The organism is Alistipes finegoldii DSM 17242, assembly GCF_000265365.1.
GTDB classification, from domain to species: Bacteria; Bacteroidota; Bacteroidia; order Bacteroidales; family Rikenellaceae; genus Alistipes; species Alistipes finegoldii.
Map to the genome: position 1 here is coordinate 1,580,339 of NC_018011.1, position 17,052 is coordinate 1,597,390.

Annotated in this window: 16 protein-coding genes; 11 read left to right on the top strand and 5 right to left on the bottom strand. The window is 62.5% G+C overall.

The window, feature by feature from the left end; all coding sequences use genetic code 11:
• Position 1 precedes the first annotated feature (1 nt).
• Genes ALFI_RS07005 through ALFI_RS07015 form a run of 3 tightly spaced genes read left to right on the top strand, consistent with a single transcriptional unit; the run spans position 2 to position 2,626 of the window.
• Entirely contained in the window at positions 2–1,306 is a 1,305-nt protein-coding gene (locus ALFI_RS07005; RefSeq protein WP_009599129.1) for a YhjD/YihY/BrkB family envelope integrity protein, read from the top strand.
• Positions 1,307–1,325: 19 nt separating this feature from the next.
• Positions 1,326–2,105: a Rossmann-like and DUF2520 domain-containing protein gene (locus ALFI_RS07010; protein ID WP_009599140.1), complete on the top strand. Its 780-nt coding sequence runs from the start codon at positions 1,326–1,328 to the stop codon at positions 2,103–2,105.
• Complete coding sequence (locus ALFI_RS07015; protein ID WP_009599161.1) at positions 2,081–2,626, top strand: KdsC family phosphatase; 546 nt, start codon at positions 2,081–2,083, stop codon at positions 2,624–2,626. Before ALFI_RS07010 ends, ALFI_RS07015 begins: the two co-directional genes overlap by 25 nt.
• A gap of 145 nt (positions 2,627–2,771) precedes the next feature.
• On the opposite strand, the gene ALFI_RS07020 is transcribed toward ALFI_RS07015, so the two are convergent.
• The 4 genes from ALFI_RS07020 to glsA form a co-directional block, all read right to left on the bottom strand.
• Positions 2,772–3,839 (bottom strand): sialyltransferase, encoded by a 1,068-nt coding sequence (locus ALFI_RS07020; protein WP_244265022.1) that lies wholly within the window; start codon positions 3,837–3,839, stop codon positions 2,772–2,774.
• Entirely contained in the window at positions 3,775–4,269 is a 495-nt protein-coding gene (locus ALFI_RS17405; RefSeq protein WP_009599138.1) for a BACON domain-containing protein, read from the bottom strand. The genes ALFI_RS07020 and ALFI_RS17405 overlap by 65 nt, the downstream gene beginning before the upstream one ends.
• 131 nt (positions 4,270–4,400) lie before the next feature.
• Positions 4,401–5,408, bottom strand: a complete 1,008-nt coding sequence (gene glsB, locus ALFI_RS07025) for a glycine N(alpha)-acyltransferase GlsB (RefSeq protein ID WP_009599151.1) — start codon at positions 5,406–5,408, stop codon at positions 4,401–4,403.
• Between the two features lie 24 nt (positions 5,409–5,432).
• Positions 5,433–6,266, bottom strand: coding sequence for a 1-acyl-sn-glycerol-3-phosphate acyltransferase (gene glsA, locus ALFI_RS07030; RefSeq protein WP_009599104.1), 834 nt, complete (start codon positions 6,264–6,266; stop codon positions 5,433–5,435).
• Positions 6,267–6,359: 93 nt separating this feature from the next.
• Here glsA and rsmH point away from each other — a divergent pair, with 93 nt between their 5' ends.
• From rsmH to ALFI_RS07070, 8 genes are all read left to right on the top strand, one after another.
• On the top strand, positions 6,360–7,271 hold the full coding sequence (gene rsmH, locus ALFI_RS07035; protein WP_014775311.1) for a 16S rRNA (cytosine(1402)-N(4))-methyltransferase RsmH: 912 nt from the start codon (positions 6,360–6,362) through the stop codon (positions 7,269–7,271).
• 52 nt (positions 7,272–7,323) lie between these two features.
• Complete coding sequence (locus ALFI_RS07040) at positions 7,324–7,839, top strand: FtsL-like putative cell division protein (protein WP_014775312.1); 516 nt, start codon at positions 7,324–7,326, stop codon at positions 7,837–7,839.
• 6 nt (positions 7,840–7,845) lie between these two features.
• Positions 7,846–10,110, top strand: a complete 2,265-nt coding sequence (locus ALFI_RS07045; RefSeq protein WP_014775313.1) for a penicillin-binding protein — start codon at positions 7,846–7,848, stop codon at positions 10,108–10,110.
• A 153-nt stretch (positions 10,111–10,263) separates the two neighbouring features.
• Complete coding sequence (locus ALFI_RS07050) at positions 10,264–11,721, top strand: UDP-N-acetylmuramoyl-L-alanyl-D-glutamate--2,6-diaminopimelate ligase (protein WP_014775314.1); 1,458 nt, start codon at positions 10,264–10,266, stop codon at positions 11,719–11,721.
• A 15-nt stretch (positions 11,722–11,736) separates the two neighbouring features.
• A complete protein-coding gene (mraY, locus tag ALFI_RS07055) occupies positions 11,737–12,981 on the top strand; it encodes a phospho-N-acetylmuramoyl-pentapeptide-transferase (RefSeq protein WP_009599171.1) in 1,245 nt (414 codons plus the stop codon).
• Between the two features lie 2 nt (positions 12,982–12,983).
• Entirely contained in the window at positions 12,984–14,333 is a 1,350-nt protein-coding gene (gene murD / locus ALFI_RS07060; protein WP_014775315.1) for a UDP-N-acetylmuramoyl-L-alanine--D-glutamate ligase, read from the top strand.
• 4 nt (positions 14,334–14,337) lie between these two features.
• A complete protein-coding gene (locus ALFI_RS07065; RefSeq protein WP_009599084.1) occupies positions 14,338–15,798 on the top strand; it encodes an FtsW/RodA/SpoVE family cell cycle protein in 1,461 nt (486 codons plus the stop codon).
• Between the two features lie 6 nt (positions 15,799–15,804).
• Positions 15,805–16,197, top strand: coding sequence for an RNA-binding S4 domain-containing protein (locus ALFI_RS07070; protein ID WP_009599111.1), 393 nt, complete (start codon positions 15,805–15,807; stop codon positions 16,195–16,197).
• Between the two features lie 290 nt (positions 16,198–16,487).
• Here ALFI_RS07070 and pth read toward each other — a convergent pair whose 3' ends face one another.
• A complete protein-coding gene (pth, locus tag ALFI_RS07075; RefSeq protein WP_014775316.1) occupies positions 16,488–17,051 on the bottom strand; it encodes an aminoacyl-tRNA hydrolase in 564 nt (187 codons plus the stop codon).
• Position 17,052: the final 1 nt, after the last annotated feature.

The window sequence follows — 17,052 nt, forward strand, 5'->3', positions numbered from 1 at the left end:
TATGAAAATCAGCGAGATATTCACCTACTTCACCGACACGATCTTCCGGCGCGACATCAACGAATGGCGCAACCCGGTCATCCGGTGGCTCGTACAGCAGTACCGCCTGCTGTTCTACACGGCGCGGGGCCTGCTGGAACACGGCATGATCGTCCGCAGCGCGGCCCTCACATTCTATACGCTGATGTCGCTGGTGCCGATCGTAGCGGTGGTTTTCGCCGTGGTCAAGGGCTTCGGACTGGCCGACGGACTGATCGACAACCTCTACGCCCTCTTCCCGCAGAACCCCGAAATCATCGACTACGTCGTCGGTTTCGCCGAAAAGGCGCTGGCCCGCACGCAGGGCGGCGTGGTGGCGGCCGTGGCGCTGGTGATGCTCTTCTGGGCCATAATCCGGGTCTTCGGCTCGATCGAAAGCGCCTTCAACAACATCTGGGAGGTCAAGGTCGAACGCAGCGTGACGCGCCAGTACACCGACTATATCGCCGTGGTGATGATCGTTCCGGTGCTGTGGGTCGTGGCCAATGCCGTAGGCAACTACACCCAGCAGCTGCTGGGATTCGACGGCAGCTGGTATTTCGACCTGCTCTCGCGCTTCGCGTCGATGTTCATCATCTGGGTGATGTTCACCATCCTGTATATCATCATCCCCAACACCAAAGTCAAATTCAAGAGCGCGCTGATGGCGGGCATCGTCGCCGGCACGCTCTTCCTGCTCTTTCAGTGGGGCTATATCTACATTCAGCGGTGGATGACCTCCTATAACGCCATCTACGGCAGTTTCGCGGCCCTTCCGCTGCTGCTGATCTGGCTCCAGACCTCGTGGCAGATCCTGCTGTTCGGCGGCGAGCTGTCGTTCGCCTACCAGAATATCGCCCGCTTCGGCGAGGAGCGCGAATCGCTGCTGATAAGCTACGACCAGCGGCGCAAGATCCTGCTGGCCGTGATGCTCTCCGTGGTGCGGCACTTCCGCGAAAAGGGCGGTGCAACGCCCGCCGACGTGATCCGCGCACGGCTCGGACTGCCCACGCGCATCGTCAACGACGTACTCTACCAGCTCGTGCAGGCCGGACAGCTCATCGCCGTGCCTTCGGGCGACGGCGAACGCGAAGTGGCCTTCGCCCCGGCGCACGACACCGGGACGCTGACCGTCTACGGGGTGCTCGAAGCGGTCGAAGCGTCGGGGCAGACGACCGTCGATCTGGCCCGCAACGCCGAACTGACCCGCATCGACCGGGAGTTGGAGAACCTGAAGGAAACGGCCCGCAAATCGCAGGACAACGTGCGGCTGGTGGACCTGCTTTAACGAAACGACAAAGAAACTTATGGAACGCGCAGTAATCATCGGAAGCGGCAACCTCGCGGAAGCATTGGCGCAGGCCGTCGCCCGAAGCGGCCTGAAACTCGTACAGCTCTTCGCCCGCAACGCCCAGCGCGGAAAGACGGTCGCCGCACTCGCCGGCACCCAATGGACCTCGGACCCGGCCGGGCTGGCCGAAGCCGACATCTACCTGATCGCAGTAAGCGACCGGGCCGTAGCGGAAGCGGCCGCTTCGCTGCCCATTCCCGCGGGGGCCGTCGTGGCCCACACCGCCGGAAGCGTGCCGCTCGAAGCCCTGCCCGACCGCCCCACGACGCGCCGGGCCGTCTTCTATCCCCTCCAGACCTTCACCAAGGGCCGCGAAGTGGATTTTTCGCAGATTCCCGTCTTTCTCGAAACCGACGACGAAGCCCTGCGCCCGGAGCTGGAAGCCTTCGCCCGCCGTCTCTCGCGCACGGTGATCTGGGCCGACTCGGCCTGCCGGGCAAAAGCGCATCTCGCGGCGGTTTTCGCCTGCAATTTCGTCAATCACATGTACGCCGTCGCAGAGCGCATCGCCGGCAGTGCGGGACTTCCGTTCGACGTGCTCAAGCCGCTGATCGCCCAGACCGCCGCCAAGGCGCTCGACGCGGCCTCCCCGGCCGACGTGCAGACAGGTCCCGCCGTGCGCAACGACACCGGAACCCGCGCCCGCCACTGCGCCCTGCTCGACGACGACCTGCAACTCAAGAACATCTATTCAATCATAAGCAACAGCATATGGGAAACTTCAAAGAAGATATAGCGCGCACCGAAGCCTTCGTCTTCGACGTGGACGGCGTGATGACCGACGGCGGCATCATCCCCACACTCGACGGCGACTTCATCCGCCGCTACAACGCCAAGGACGGCTATGCGCTGGCCTACGCGATCAAAATGGGCTACAAGGTCTGCATCATCACCGGAGGACGCGGCAAGACCCTCGAAAACCGGCTGAAGATGCTGGGCGTCACGCGGGCCTACATCGACTGCATGGACAAGATCAGCGCCCTGCACGAATACTTCGCCGAGGAGGGCATCGACCCCCGGAACGCAATCTACATGGGCGACGACATCCCCGATCTGGAGTGCATGCGCGAAGTGGGCATCCCGGTCTGCCCGGCCGACGCAGCCGCCGAAGTGATCGAAGCGTCGCGTTACGTCTCCGAATTCAAGGGCGGCGAAGGGGCCGTGCGCGACATCGTCGAGCAGGTGCTCCGCGCCCGCGGCGACTGGGCCAAAAACTCCGAGGGCGTGACTCCCTCGTCGCTGGCCGCCTCGCGGTAAGCTGCCGCCGGGAACGGAGGGGACGGACAACCAAGACAAACGGGACAAGACCCGAAAAAGGCAGGCAGCACGCCCGCAAACAAAACAGCCGGTCGCATGACCGGCTGTTTCCATATCCGCAGGAACCACATCCGCAGAAGAGTCTTTACTGCATCCACTCGACGTTCGCCGCGTCGCGGAACAGCAGGTTGAGCGGCCGCACCAGACTCTCGGCATCCGGAGCGAAGATGAACCGCACCTTATCGACGGGCACCGTCAGGAAAACCGTCGAGGGATAACCGCCGATCATATCGACGTGATCCATCAGCGACCAGACGAAAATCTCGAACGGCATCTGACCGGGAAGCAGCGTCAGACCCGGAAAGTCGGTTTCGTACGACGCCGAAGAGGTGTCGGCGGGATGAGGCTTGAAGAAAATGTCGTACGCTGCGCCGTACTGTCCGACGATCCGCGCCACGTAATCGCGCTGCTGCTGTTCGCTCGCGGCGTTCTGATGGCTCGTTCCGATGATGATCAGGTTGCCTTTGGGAGAAGCGTCGAACAGGGCGGCGAATTTGTCGTAATCGAAGCCCGCCATGTCGTAGAACAGCCTGCGGGCCGATTCGGACAGTGCCGACAGCATCTCGTAGGGCTGAATATCTTCGATCTGCATTTCACGAAGTTTGTCGGTAATGAACGGGCAGGAGCTTTCGAGCAGCGACCCGTTCTGCATCACCAAGCGATAGCCGGGACGGGTCGCGAGGTAGTAAGGCCACGTCCACGATTCGAGTTCGAACTCGGCACGGGTTTCGGGATAACGTCCCCCGTGATTCCAGTCGAGCGCCTCGACCTCCGCGGCATAGGTTTCCCAGTTCTGCTGAGCCGTGGCCGGATCGCCGAAATAGTTGTAAAAGTTGTTGTATGTCGCCGTTCCGTCCGAAAGCAGGCTCACCTTCACCCGCGCGGAGTCGATTCCCTGCGCCACGAACCAGTCGTAACCCAGACGGCAGCGCAGGTCGTCCACATAGAGACTGAAGACGGCCGTCGGATCGGCCTTGTTGATCTCCAGAACACGCCGTTTCATTTCGCGGCACATCGCGTCCTTTTCGGCTTCGGTGGCATCCGAGGTCCGGTCGGCCGCCGTCGTGACTTTGACATGCGGCGGGAACTTATCCGGGTCGAACGTTCTCGAACGCGTATAATAGAAATAACTCGGTTTGTCGTGGGACAGCACATGCAATCCGGCATAGAGGGCGGCATCGTGCCGAATCCGGCATAAAAATAGTAATCCGGCGCGCGTCGTAACCGTCCTTCGGCGCGCTCTGCGACATGACGAACGGCACGATCAGGTCCTCGCTGGCAAAAGCCAGCTGCGCACTGCGGGCGGGGCCTTCGTTCCGGTCGAAGGTCACCTCGATCTCGGAATATCCCGCCGGGCCTTCCGTGGCGGAGAGCGTAAACCACTTGTCCCCGGCGGCGGCCGTCACGCGCCACGGCAGCGACGAAGTTACGGAGATCTTGCCGGCGCGGGCCAGTGCGTCGAGCGACAGAAAACTCTCGCCGGCGTTGACAACCAGCACGGGACGGGTCGTTTCGTCGTCGCTGCACGCCGCCGATCCCGCGATCAGGGCCAGACAAAGGAGGGCCGAAAACAATCTTTTCATAGCGAATCAAATTAGCGTTACTGCCCTTATAAACGCTGCAAAAGCCCTTTTACTGCATCCCGCGACCGATTTCCGTCTGAAAAATTAAGCCGCACGGAATGCCGTGCGGCTTTTATCCGATGCAGCAGACGTCATTCGCCTTTGCGTTTCTTGATCCGGTCCAAATGCTCGCGCACCCGTTTGCGGAAAAGCTCGCGGCGGTACTGCAGATTGGCCTGCCACCCCAGCCAGCGGGTATAACGCTCCCGTTTTTCGGGATAGATGTCGCGTATCGTGACCAGAATGCCCGTCTCCTCGACACCGCCGAAATCGGGATTCGACACCGTATCGAAAACCCGCATCGTGGGCGAAAGGTTCATGTATGCGTTGATCAGCGGCGGAATGTTCTCGTTGAACTCGCGGATTTTCTGAATCAGAATGCGGTAATTCTCCTGATAGGTCTGCCCCGTGAAGAGCTGCTCGTAATAAGGGTCGTCCAGATCGAGCCGGAGCGGATGGATGCCCTCGACGAGGTTGTCCCGGTCGGGGAAGTAACGGCGCAGGAACCAGATCAGGGCGTTGCGGGCCACAGCCTTGTAGGTCGTGTACATCGTCACCTTGCCGAAAAGGTATTTGGCGCGGGGGTCCAGCACGATCAGCGCACCGAGCCCGTCCCAGAGGTTGTCCAGCGCATAAATGCTTTTGGCGTTGCCGCGCGCCTGATAGGAGGGCTGCACGAACGAACGGCCCAGTTCGATGGTGCGGGGCAGGTATTTGCGGCGGAACTTGTCGCTGAAGCGGAAATAGTGTTCGGTCGAGAGATGCCGCGGATATTCGTCCGTGCAGATGATGAAACGGTAGCCGCCGACGATCTCTTCGGCGGCGGGGTCCCACACGATCAGCTGGTAGTAGCCGTCCTCGGCCAGATCTTCGGCGTCGATGTCCAGCTCCTTGCCCGTGCCGCCACCCGCGCCGCGGAACGCGATTTCGCGCAGGCGGCCGATCTCGCGCATCAGCGACGGACACTCGGCGGCCGAGAAGATATAAATCTCGTTCCCGGCCTTCTTCGTATCGCGGGCCTTGCGCTCCGGCGTCAGTTCGGCGCGGAGCTGTTCCCTTTCAACGGGAGGTATGATGGCTTCCATCTGTCTCTGTTGCATATAACTGGGGCAAAAATACCGATTTTAGCGTTTTTCCGGTTCCGGCGCGAGCATATTTTCCAAAAAATACGCCTTTTTGCGTACGAATTCGGCCTGCTCGCGGAGTCCGCCGTAACGCTGCAGCTCGGAGACGGGAATCGGGTCGCCCACGAAAATGCGGAAGTGCCGGCCCTTTTGGGAAAACATTTCGTCGGGCAGCCAGAGCATCTCGATATTGAGCTTCAGCCCCAGCATCACGCGCAGCCGGGCCACGCGGTAGAAGAAGTTCGACAGCCGTCCTTCGACGAACACCGGCACGATCTCGCGCTGCGAAGCGTAGGCCTTTTTCAGGAAGTTGGTTTTCCACGGCAGGTCGGTCACCTCGCCCCCGATGCAGCGCGAGCAGAGCCCCGCCGGGAAGGTCAGGATCGGCACTTCGCCGACGAACTCCTCGTCGAATTTGCGGGCGTAGGCGCTGTTCTGCGAACCGTGCTTGTTCACCGGAATCCACAGCGGCCGCAGCGGTTCGAGGTGCATCAGCAGGTCGTTGACCACCACGCGGGCGTCGCCGAAGCGGTCTATCAGCTTGTCGGCGAGCATCATGCCGTCCATGCCGCCGAAAGGATGGTTCGCGGCGAACAGATAGCGGCCCTTGGGATCGAGCTTTTCGAGCCCCTCGACCGTATAGGTCACCTGCCACTCCCTGAAGCAGGCGCGGATAAACTCCTGCGGGGGCAGGTTCCAGTAGTGTTCGAGGATATAATTGATCTCCGACTCGTGAATCGTGCGGCGGAGCCAGCCGATGACGAAGCCGGGAATCCAGCGGGCCAGCCGCGGGGCTTTGTCGGCAAGTACTGCTCCGATATCTATTCTGGGCATAAAGACGTACAAAAAATTATATCCACAAATATAGGTATTCTTTTTCGAAAAATCCCTAACTTTACACCCAAATCGACCTTGTCAGCAACGAATATGTCTCAGTATCATACACCTGTCCTTCTGGAGGAGTCCGTAGACCTGCTCGCCGTAGACCCTGCGGGCACTTACGTGGACCTCACTTTCGGCGGGGGCGGCCATTCGCGCCGCATCCTCGAAAAGCTGGGTCCCGGCGGGAGACTCTACGCTTTCGATCAGGACCGCGACACACGCGCGAACTGTCCCGACGACGGGCGGTTCCACTACGTCGAGAGCAACTTCCGCTTTCTGCGCGGGGCGCTGCGGCTGCGGGAGGTGGAGCAGGTGGACGGCATTCTGGCCGATCTGGGCGTCTCGTCGCACCATTTCGACGCCGTGGAGCGGGGTTTCTCGTTCCGGGGCGAAGCGCCGCTGGACATGCGCATGAACCAGCGGGGCGCGCTGACGGCGGCCCGCGTCGTGAACGGCTATCCGGCCGACGCGCTGACGCGTCTGCTGGGAGACTGGGGCGAGCTGGAGACCCCGTGGAAAATCGCCAACTGCATCGTCCGGGCACGGGAAGCCGCACCGATCGAGACCACGGCGCAGCTGGTCGAGGCCGTGAAGCCCTGCACCCCGAAAAAAGACGAGTCGAAGTTCCTGACCAAGCTTTTTCAGGCGCTGCGCATCGAGGTCAACGGCGAAATGGAGGCGCTCAAAATGGCGCTGGAGCAGAGTCTCAAGGTACTGCGTCCCGGCGGGCGGCTGGTCGTCATCTCGTACCACTCGCTCGAAGACCGGCTGGTCAAGAACTTCCTGCGCAGCGGGAATTTCTCAGGCTCGGTGGAGAAAGACTTTTTCGGACGCGCCCTCACGCCGTTCGAACTCATAACGCGCAAGGCCGTGGTCCCCACGGCCGAAGAGTTGGAACGCAACCCCCGGTCGCGCTCGGCCAAGCTGCGCGCGGCCGCAAAACGGGAGAACGAATAACGGAGGGCGGAGGCCGCCGCGAATCATTCAACGACAAAAGCAGCAGAGAAGGATGTTCAAGGACCACGAATTCGACCCGGTAACCCCCGAAGAGGAGGCCCGCCGCAGGCAGGAGGAGGAATTCGCCCGCCGCGTGCGGCGCGAGGTGCTGCGCATCGAGCGGGGCGAAGCCGACGAGGACATCCGCGCCGACATGGAACGCGAAGAGGAGGAGAAGGCCGAAGAGGAGGAGCGCCAGCGCCGGGAGCGCCGCCGCAAGGCCAGCACCTTCTGGCAGCTCTTCTCAGGTACGATCCTCGTCCACGAGGGAGTCTCGAAATACTATCCCTACATGCTCTCGATCGCGGGCATGTTCTTTTTGAGCATCGCCGTGATGTTCACCACCCTGCATCTGGACATGAAATACTCGCGCCTCGAACGCGAAGTGCAGATCCTGCGCGAACGCTCGATCCGCCTGCAGGAACAGCGTTACCGCCGCACCACCCACTCGGCCATCGTCGAACGGCTGCGCGAACGCGGCATCGAGCTTATCGACCCGCCGGCGCCGGGCGAAATCATCGAAAACTGACGGACGATGAAAGAGGAACGTTCGAAGATCAAAAGCGACATTCTGCTGCGGGTACGGCTGCTTTACGTGCTGTTCATACTCGCCGGGGCCGTCGTGCTCGGACGATTGGTCTGGGTGCAGCTCTTCAGTTCCGAAGTGGCCTACAACGCCGAACGGCTGGCCAGCCGCATCTTCACCGAGGAGACCATTCCGGCGCAGCGCGGCAGCATCCTCTCGCGCGGCGGCGCGCCGCTGGCGACTTCGATCTTCCGCTATCAGGCCGCCTTCGACTTCGCTTCGCCGGGTCTCGATTCGCTGAAAACCTTCCGCGAACAGAGCGACTCGCTGGCCAAACTCCTCGCGGCGTTCTTCCGGGACAAGTCCGCCGCCGAATACAGCCGCAAATTCCGCGAGGAGCACGCCCGCCACTACCGGCTCGTCAACGGACGCGACACGACCTACCTGCGCTCCGAAGGGTGGTTCTCGCGCCTGATGGACCGTCTGCGCGGCGAAGAGTTTGCCACGCGCCGCATCTACGACACCATCCGCGACCACACGCCCGTCAATATCTTCCCCCGCGAAGTGGACTACGCCGAATGGCAGACCCTGCGGCGTTATCCGCTGCTGAACTGGAACATGGGCATGGTCTACCGGCTCGTCGAACGCGACCAGCGGGTCTACCCGCAGGGCGAACTGGCGCGCCGCACGATCGGACTGACGGGCGACAAGGGAAATTACGGCATCGAGGAGGCCTACCGCGAAGAGCTTGCGGGCCGCGACGGCAAAGCCTTGCGGCAACGCATCGCCAGAGGCTTCTACGGCCGCGTCGCGGGCGGCGGCCACGAGGACCCCGAAGACGGCTACGACGTGGTGACCACGCTCGATCTGGACCTGCAGGACGTCGCCGACAAGGCGCTGCGGCGCCAGCTAGAAGCTCAGAACGCCATCTGGGGCACGACGATCGTCATGGAGGTCCATACGGGCGAAATCCTCGCCATGGCCAATCTGGGCCGGGCTGGAACCGAAGGGGCATTTTACGAACGCGAGAATTACGCGCTGGGGCGCAGCATGGAGCCGGGTTCGACCTTCAAGCTGGCGACGATGCTCACGCTGCTCGACGACGCCGACATGTCTCCCCAGACCGCCTACGACACCCACAACGGCGACCCGGTGACCGTAGGCCCGGCCAAGAATATCCGCGACTCGCACCGCGGCGACCACGTCATCGACTTCCGCCGCGCCGTGGCTTCGTCGTCGAACGTCTACTTCGCCAAGGCGATCTGGGAGCGTTACGGCATCACGGGCAAGAAGCAGGAGTACAGCGACTTCCTCCACGAAAAACTACGTCTCGGACAGACCGTCGGACTGGAACGGCTGGGCGAGCGCGCCCCGTCGATCACCACCGACTGGAAAGTTCCCGATCCGGGCGTCATGCTGGTCAAGATGAGCTACGGCTACCGCGTGCGGCTGGCTCCGATCCAGATGATCACCTTCTACAACGCCATCGCCAACGGCGGCAAAATGATCTCACCCGTGCTGGTGCGCGAACTGCGGCGCGGCGACCGCGTCGAGGAGCGGTTCGAAAGCCGCACCCTCGCCTCGTCGATCTGCTCGCGCTCGGCGCTGCGCGAGGTGCAGCGGTGTCTCGAACTGGTCTGCACAGAGGGTACCGCCAGCCTCTATTTCAGGGACACCGCCCGGCTGCGCGTGGCCGCCAAGACCGGCACGGCGCAGATCACCGACGCCCGCAGCCGCGAAGGCCGCTACTACCTCGGCTCGATGATCGCCTACTTCCCGGCCGACAACCCCCGCTACACGGTGCTGACGACCATCGAAACCCGTGCGCAGGCCGGCAAGGCCTATTACGGAGGTCCGCTGGCGGGTCCGGTCGTCAAACGCATGGTCGATTACATCTACAACCGCAACCGCGACTGGTACGGCCGCGTCGAGCGGCACGGCCCGCGCCGCCACCCAGACCGGATCAAGGGCGGCGACATCGCCCAGATCCGCCGCGTGGCGGACAAGCTTTCGCCCCGCGCTTCGTTCGACCACCGCACGGGCTGGGGCCGCGTGCAGGTGGACAGCCTTTCGAACGTGGTCATCACGAGCCTTCCGGCCGAAACGGGCACGATGCCCGACGTGCGGGGCATGGGACTCAAGGACGCGCTGTTCGTACTCGAAAGCCGCGGCCTGAAGGTCCGCTTTTCGGGCCGGGGAGCCGTCGTCCGGCAAAGCGTCGCTCCCGGAGCGCGCATCACGCCGGGCGCGACGGTCGCCATAACGCTGAACTAAGATGAAAGAACTGACGATATTCACCCCGGCGCCGCGCCGCAGGGAGACTTTCCCGGCTTCCGGACGCGTTCGCGGAAGCGCCTGCGATCCGAATTCCGCGGACCGCGGCGACAAAGACGCCCAAGGGGCGAATACGACAAAAGACAACGGTTTATGAAAACACTGAAAGAACTTCTCCGAAATACCCCCGTCACGGCACTGCACGGCGACGATTCGGCCGCCGTCGCCGGGTTGGTTTACGACTCGCGTGCCATCGGGCCGGGCGACTGCTTCTTCGCCGTGCGCGGCACGCAGAACGACGGGCACGACTTCATTCCCGCCGCCGTCGCAAAAGGCGCCGCCGCCGTCGTCTGCGAACGCCTGCCCGAACAGACCGCCGCAGACGTCACCTACGTCGCGGTGCCCGACGCCGCAGGCGCGCTGGCCGACATGGCCGCGGCGTTCTACGACCACCCCAGCCGCGCGCTGAAACTCGTCGGCATCACCGGCACCAACGGCAAGACCACGACCGTGACGCTGCTGTATGACCTCGTACGGGCGTTGGGTCATAAGGCGGGACTGATTTCGACCGTGGTCTACAAGGTCGGCGAACGCACCGTCGAGGCGACGCACACCACGCCCGACCCCGTGCGGCTCAACGCCATGATGCGCGAAATGGCCGACGAGGGGTGCGAGTACTGCTTCATGGAGTGTTCGTCGCACGCCATCGTGCAGGAGCGCACGCGCGGGCTGCACTTCGCGGGCGGCATCTTCTCGAACATCACCCACGACCACCTCGACTACCACAAGACCTTCGCCGAATACATCCGCGCCAAGAAACTCTTCTTCGACTCACTCTCAAAAGAGGCCTTCGCGCTGACCAACGCCGATGACAAAAACGGCCGCGTGATGGTGCAGAACACCGCCGCAGCCATACACACCTACTCGCTGCGCTCGATGGCCGACTTCCGCTGCAAGATCGTCGAAATGCACCCGGACGGCATGCTGCTGCGCATCGACGGACAGGAGGTATGGGTCGGGCTGGTGGGCCGCTTCAACGCCTACAACCTGCTGGCCGTATACGGCGCGGCGGTTCTGCTGGGCTTCGACCGCGGCGAAACGCTGCGCGCGGCGAGCATGCTGCACCCGGTCAGCGGCCGCTTCGAACTGGTCCGGAGCGCAAACGGCGTCACGGCCGTCGTCGATTACGCCCACACGCCCGACGCGCTCGAAAACGTGATCCGCACCATCGAGGAGATCCGCACCCCGGCGCAGAAGCTGATCGTCGTCTGCGGCTGCGGCGGCGACCGCGACCGCACCAAGCGGCCCGAAATGGCGCAGATCGCCGTGCGGTACGCCGACACGGCCGTCTTCACGTCGGACAATCCGCGCCACGAGTCGCCCGAAGCGATTCTCGACCAGATGGCGGCGGGACTCGAACCCGGCGCGCGCTTCCTGCGCATCGCCGACCGCGCCGAAGCCATCCGCACGGCGGTGATGCTCTCGCAGCCGGGCGACATCCTGCTCGTGGCGGGCAAGGGCCACGAAACCTATCAGATCGTCGGCGACGTGAAACACCCCTTCGACGACCGGGAGGAGGTCCGCAAAGCCTTTGATTCATTCGGTAAATAAAACCCAACGAACAATATGCTCTATTACATCTTCAAGTATCTGGACGAAGCCTACAACCTGCCCGGTTCGGGCATGTTCCAGTACATTTCGTTCCGCGCCGCGGCGTCGATCATCCTCGCGCTGCTGATCGTCATCATTTTCGGCCGCAAGATCATCGACTTCCTGCGCCGCAAGCAGATCGGCGAAGAGGTCCGCGACCTCGGTCTGGAGGGACAGCTCCAGAAGCGCGGCACCCCCACCATGGGCGGCGTGATCATCCTGCTTGCGATTCTGGTTCCGATCCTTCTGCTCGGACGGCTCGACAACATCTACATCCAGCTGATGATCGTCTCGACCGTATGGCTGGGGCTGATCGGCGGACTGGACGACTACATCAAGGTTTTCCGCCACAACAAGGAGGGGCTCAAGGGCCGTTTCAAGATCGTGGGACAGGTCGGGCTGGGCATCATCGTCGGCACGACGATGTGCGTGTCGCAGGAGATCGTCGTCCGCGACAAAGTCGTACAGCCCGTACAGACCGTCTACATGAACGAGGACGGCTCCGTGCTCGAAACCGTACACCGCAACGTGGTCCTCAGCTCCGAAAGCCTCAAGACCACCCAGACGACCATTCCCTTCATCAAAGACAACGAATTCGATTACGGCTGGCTCACGGGCGGCAATACGACGATGACGTGGCTGCTCTACGTGCTGGTCGCCATCTTCGTGGTGACGGCCGTCTCCAACGGCGCCAACCTCACCGACGGACTCGACGGACTGGCCACGGGAGTCTCGGTGCCGATCGTGGCGGTGCTGGGCGTACTGGCTTATCTCTCAGGACATATCGTATACGCCGACTACCTCAATATCATGTACATCCCTGACAGCGGCGAACTGGTCGTCTTCGCCGCGGCGCTGGTCGGCGCGCTGGTCGGCTTCCTTTGGTACAACTCCTTCCCGGCGCAGATCTTCATGGGCGACACCGGCTCGCTGTCGATCGGCGGCATCATCGCCGTCTTCGCCCTCTGCATCCGCAAGGAGCTGCTGCTGCCGCTGTTGTGCGGCGTCTTTCTGGTCGAAAGCTTCTCGGTGATGATGCAGGTCGGCTACTTCAAATACACCAAGCGCAAATACGGCGAAGGCCACCGCCTGCTGCTGATGGCTCCCGTACACCACCATTTCCAGAAGAAGGGACAGTTCGAGACCAAGATCGTCCTGCGTTTCTGGATCATCTCGCTGCTGCTGGCGGCCATCACCCTCGTAACGTTAAAGATCCGGTAATCATGAAAAAGATAGCAGTGCTGGGCGGCGGCATCAGCGGATACGGCTCCGCGATCCTCGCCAAGAAGAAAGGGTTCGACGTCTTCCTCTCCGATGCGGGGCGGATCGCCGACCGCTACAAGGCCAAGCTCGACGAGTGGCAGGTGCCCTACGAGGAGGGCGGCCATACCGAAGAGCGCATCCTCGACGCCGCGGAGGTCGTCAAGTCGCCCGGCATCCCCGAAACGGCGCCGCTGGTGCGAAAACTCCGCGCCGCAGGCATTCCCGTGATCTCCGAAATAGAGTTCGCGGGCCGCTACACGGGCCGGGCGAAGTGCATCTGCATCACCGGCTCGAACGGCAAAACTACCACCACGTCGCTCATATACAAGATCATGCGCGACGCCGGGATGCGGGTCGCTCTGGGCGGCAACATCGGCGAGAGCTTCGCCTACTCGGTCGCCACGGGCGATTACGACTGGTACGTGCTGGAGCTGAGCTCGTTCCAGCTCGACGGCATGTACAAGTTCCGGGCGCATATCGGCGTGCTGATGAACATCACGCCCGACCACCTCGACCGCTACGACCACTGTTTCCAGAACTACGCCGATTCGAAAATGCGCATCACGCAGAACCAGACTTCGCGCGACTATTTCGTCTATTCGGGCGACGACGAAGTGATCTGGCAGCAGCTTCCGAAATACGACCTGCGCATGAAGCAGCTCCCTTTCGCGGCGAAAAATGCTGTGGCCAGCGGCGCGGGGGACGCTTTCCTCTGCGACGGCAAATTCACGGCGGCCGTCGGAAAGGCCTCGGTCGAGATCGACACCGCGAAACTGCAGATCAAGGGCCTGCACAACGCCTACAACGCCATGGCGGCGGCGCTCGCAACCCTCGCGGCAGGAATCGCTCCGGCGGCGATCCGCCGTTCGCTCTACGGCTTCGCGCCCGTCGAGCACCGGCTCGAACCGGTCAAGGAGAGCGGCGGCGTGCTGTGGATCAACGACTCGAAGGCCACCAACGTCGATTCGGTCTACTATGCGCTCGAAAGCATGAAACGCCCCGTGGTGTGGATCGCCGGCGGTACGGACAAGGGCAACGATTACGGGCCGCTCAAGGATTTCGCCCGCGAGAAGGTGCACACGCTCGTCTGCATGGGCATAGACAACGCCAAACTGCTCCGGGAGTTCACGGGCGTCGTGCCCGAAGTGATCTCCACCGATTCGCTCGACGCCGCGATGACGGCGGCCAAAGCCGCCGCACGGCCCGGCGACGCGGTGCTGTTGTCCCCGGCCTGCGCAAGCTTCGACCTTTTCAAAAATTACGAGAACCGCGGCGAGCTGTTCAAGGCGTGGGTAAACGAAAAGGCATAAGGCGATGAAATTCGGCGAACGGAAACAGACACAGGGCGCGCAGCAGGCGCAGGAACCTTGGTCGGAAACGGCCGGGAACGCTCCGCGCACGGCCGGAGCGGCGGCCGCAGAGACTGCTCCGCACGGTAGCGAGGGGCGGGGCGGCCGGGGCAAGAGCCGATCCGGAGCCGAGTACGGGACCGCTGCGGACGAGGAAAACCCGCAGGCGGCGAACGCGTGCGGCGAAACGGCCGAAAAGCCCAAATTCAGGCTTTTCACGGGCGACCGCGTGTTGTGGATCATCATCGCGGTGCTGGCGGTGGTTTCGGTGCTGGTGGTCTACTCCTCGACGGCCAAAATGGCTTACGACGCCCACACGGCCCGCACCACGGCGCATTTCCTGCGCCAGCAGCTGATGATCCTGATCGTCAGTCTCGTCGTGATGGTCGCCGTGCAGAAGATCAACTGCCGCATCTACAACCTCTTTTCGCGCCCCGTCTACATCCTTTCGGTCCTGCTGACCGTCGCCGTCTACTTCATCGGCGCCACGACCAACGGCGCCGCCCGCTGGATTCCGCTGGGACCCTTCCAGTTCCAGCCCTCCGAAGCGCTGAAGGTCGCCACAGTGCTCTTCCTCGCCAGCCAGCTGGCGGGACGCCAGTCGAAGATCGACAAAATCCGCATCGTGCCGTCGCTCAGGTTCTGGACATGGCGTTCGTCGCGCGAACAGCGCCGCATCTGGCGCGAAGGGACATGGCCGATCCTGATGCCCGTGGTCGTCTCGTGCACCGTGATCTTCCCGGCCCACACCTCGTCGGCCGTGCTGGTGTTCCTCGCCTCGTGGGTGATGATGCTCATCGGGCGCGTCCGTTTCGGCGAACTGATGAAGCTCGTCGGGCTGGCCTGCGTGGGCATCGTCCTCATTATGACGCTCAACCTCGGCCGCAGCGAAACCGCCGAAGGGCGCGTCTCGACATGGATACACCTCTGGACCCGTTCGCAGACCGACAAGCCGATCGAACACCTCACCGACACCGAGCGTTCGATGATCGCCATCTACAACGGCGGCATCTTCGGTGAGGGAGCCGGACAGAGCGCCATGCGCGTGGAGATGATCCACCCCGAAAGCGACTACGCCTACGCCTTCTTCGTCGAGGAGTACGGCATCGTGCTGGCCATCGCGCTGCTGATGCTCTATCTGTGGATCTTCTTCCGCGGAATCGAAATCTTCCGGCGGTGCGGCACGGCCTTTCCGGGACTGCTGGTGCTGGGACTGGCGCTGCTGATAACCTGTCAGGCGCTGCTGCACATCATGGTGACGGTAAACCTGATCCCCGAAACGGGGCAGACGCTGCCCCTGATTTCGCGCGGCGGCTCCTCGACGCTCTTCACCACCATCGCTCTGGGCATGATCCTCAGCGTCAGCCGTCAGAACGACGAACAGTCGCACGACACGCCCCGCAGCGAATCCATTTATGAAAAGTAACGACCTATGGACGACATCAGACTGGACAAATACCTCTGGGCCGTGCGGGTGTTCAAGACCCGCAGCGACGCCGCAGACGCCGTCCGCAACAACAAGGTGACCGTGAACGGCGCCTACGCCAAACCTTCACGCGAAGTCAAGATCGGCGACGTGATCGCCGTACGCCGGATGCAGGTGACCTATTCCTACAAGGTCCTCGACCTCGTGTCGAGCCGCCAGCCGGCCAAGAACGTTTCCCTGTACTGCCTCAACGTCACGCCGCAGGAGGAGCTGGACAAACTCAACGTTCCGCGCGAGACCGTCTTCGTATTCCGCGACCGCGGCACGGGCCGCCCCACCAAGAAGGAGCGCCGCGAGCTGGACGGCCTGATGGACGAACTCTATTACGACGAGGAGTAGGCGCACACCCCGCTGCGGGGCCGCGACATGCCGGCAACGGCTATCCGCCGCCCAAGACGCCGCCCGAAGGCGGCAGGCCGGCCATTCCGCCAACCGCCCGACGCTCCGCCCCCGAAATCACGCCGCATTCGCCGTGTCCACACCGCACGGCGCGATTTCCACGGCGAAACTGCCGAAAACGACAAGATTCCTGCGGAATACACAAAAACGAAAAACCGGGCCTTTCCGTGCAAGCACGAAAGCCCGGTTTCCCGTTTCATATGCCGGCAGGCATCTATTCTTGTTTTCGGCTACTTCTTGTTGAAGAAGTTCATCGTCCGTTCCATGCCGATCGTGGCGAACGACAGAATCGCGTCGCAGAAGACTTTGAGCCGTTCAGGCATCGCCTTCCGGTCCTCTTCGCTCCACTCGCCCAGCACGTAATCGACCTGATGCCCCTTCGGGAAGTCGCCGCCCACGCCGAAGCGCATCCGGGCGAAATTCTCCGTTCCCAAGAGTTCGGCGATATTCTTCAAGCCGTTATGCCCTCCGGCGCTCCCCTTCGGGCGCAGCCGCAGCGTACCGAACGGCAGTGCGATATCGTCCGAAACGACCAGCAGATTCTCCGGGGCGACCTTTTCGGCCTCCATCCAATAGCGGACGGCCTTGCCCGAAAGATTCATATAGGTCGAGGGTTTGAGCAGAATCAGCGTGCGGCCCTTGTGTTTCACTTGGGCCACATCGCCGTAACGCGCCGTGGTAAAAACAGCGTTGGACGCCTCTGCGAGGGCGTCCAACACATTGAATCCGATGTTGTGTCGGGTCCCGGCATATTCGGCGCCGATATTTCCCAGCCCAACAATAAGATATTTCATA

What these genes read in the sequence shown, in the direction of transcription:
- ALFI_RS07005 (WP_009599129.1), top strand. Translation starts at nt 2, where the DNA reads ATGAAAATCAGCGAGATATTCACCTACTTCACCGACACGATCTTCCGG.
- ALFI_RS07010 (WP_009599140.1), top strand. Translation starts at nt 1,326, where the DNA reads ATGGAACGCGCAGTAATCATCGGAAGCGGCAACCTCGCGGAAGCATTG.
- ALFI_RS07015 (WP_009599161.1), top strand. Translation starts at nt 2,081, where the DNA reads ATGGGAAACTTCAAAGAAGATATAGCGCGCACCGAAGCCTTCGTCTTC.
- ALFI_RS17405 (WP_009599138.1), bottom strand. Translation starts at nt 4,269, where the DNA reads ATGAAAAGATTGTTTTCGGCCCTCCTTTGTCTGGCCCTGATCGCGGGA.
- glsB (WP_009599151.1), bottom strand. Translation starts at nt 5,408, where the DNA reads ATGCAACAGAGACAGATGGAAGCCATCATACCTCCCGTTGAAAGGGAA.
- glsA (WP_009599104.1), bottom strand. Translation starts at nt 6,266, where the DNA reads ATGCCCAGAATAGATATCGGAGCAGTACTTGCCGACAAAGCCCCGCGG.
- rsmH (WP_014775311.1), top strand. Translation starts at nt 6,360, where the DNA reads ATGTCTCAGTATCATACACCTGTCCTTCTGGAGGAGTCCGTAGACCTG.
- ALFI_RS07040 (WP_014775312.1), top strand. Translation starts at nt 7,324, where the DNA reads ATGTTCAAGGACCACGAATTCGACCCGGTAACCCCCGAAGAGGAGGCC.
- ALFI_RS07045 (WP_014775313.1), top strand. Translation starts at nt 7,846, where the DNA reads ATGAAAGAGGAACGTTCGAAGATCAAAAGCGACATTCTGCTGCGGGTA.
- ALFI_RS07050 (WP_014775314.1), top strand. Translation starts at nt 10,264, where the DNA reads ATGAAAACACTGAAAGAACTTCTCCGAAATACCCCCGTCACGGCACTG.
- mraY (WP_009599171.1), top strand. Translation starts at nt 11,737, where the DNA reads ATGCTCTATTACATCTTCAAGTATCTGGACGAAGCCTACAACCTGCCC.
- murD (WP_014775315.1), top strand. Translation starts at nt 12,984, where the DNA reads ATGAAAAAGATAGCAGTGCTGGGCGGCGGCATCAGCGGATACGGCTCC.
- ALFI_RS07065 (WP_009599084.1), top strand. Translation starts at nt 14,338, where the DNA reads ATGAAATTCGGCGAACGGAAACAGACACAGGGCGCGCAGCAGGCGCAG.
- ALFI_RS07070 (WP_009599111.1), top strand. Translation starts at nt 15,805, where the DNA reads ATGGACGACATCAGACTGGACAAATACCTCTGGGCCGTGCGGGTGTTC.
- pth (WP_014775316.1), bottom strand. Translation starts at nt 17,051, where the DNA reads ATGAAATATCTTATTGTTGGGCTGGGAAATATCGGCGCCGAATATGCC.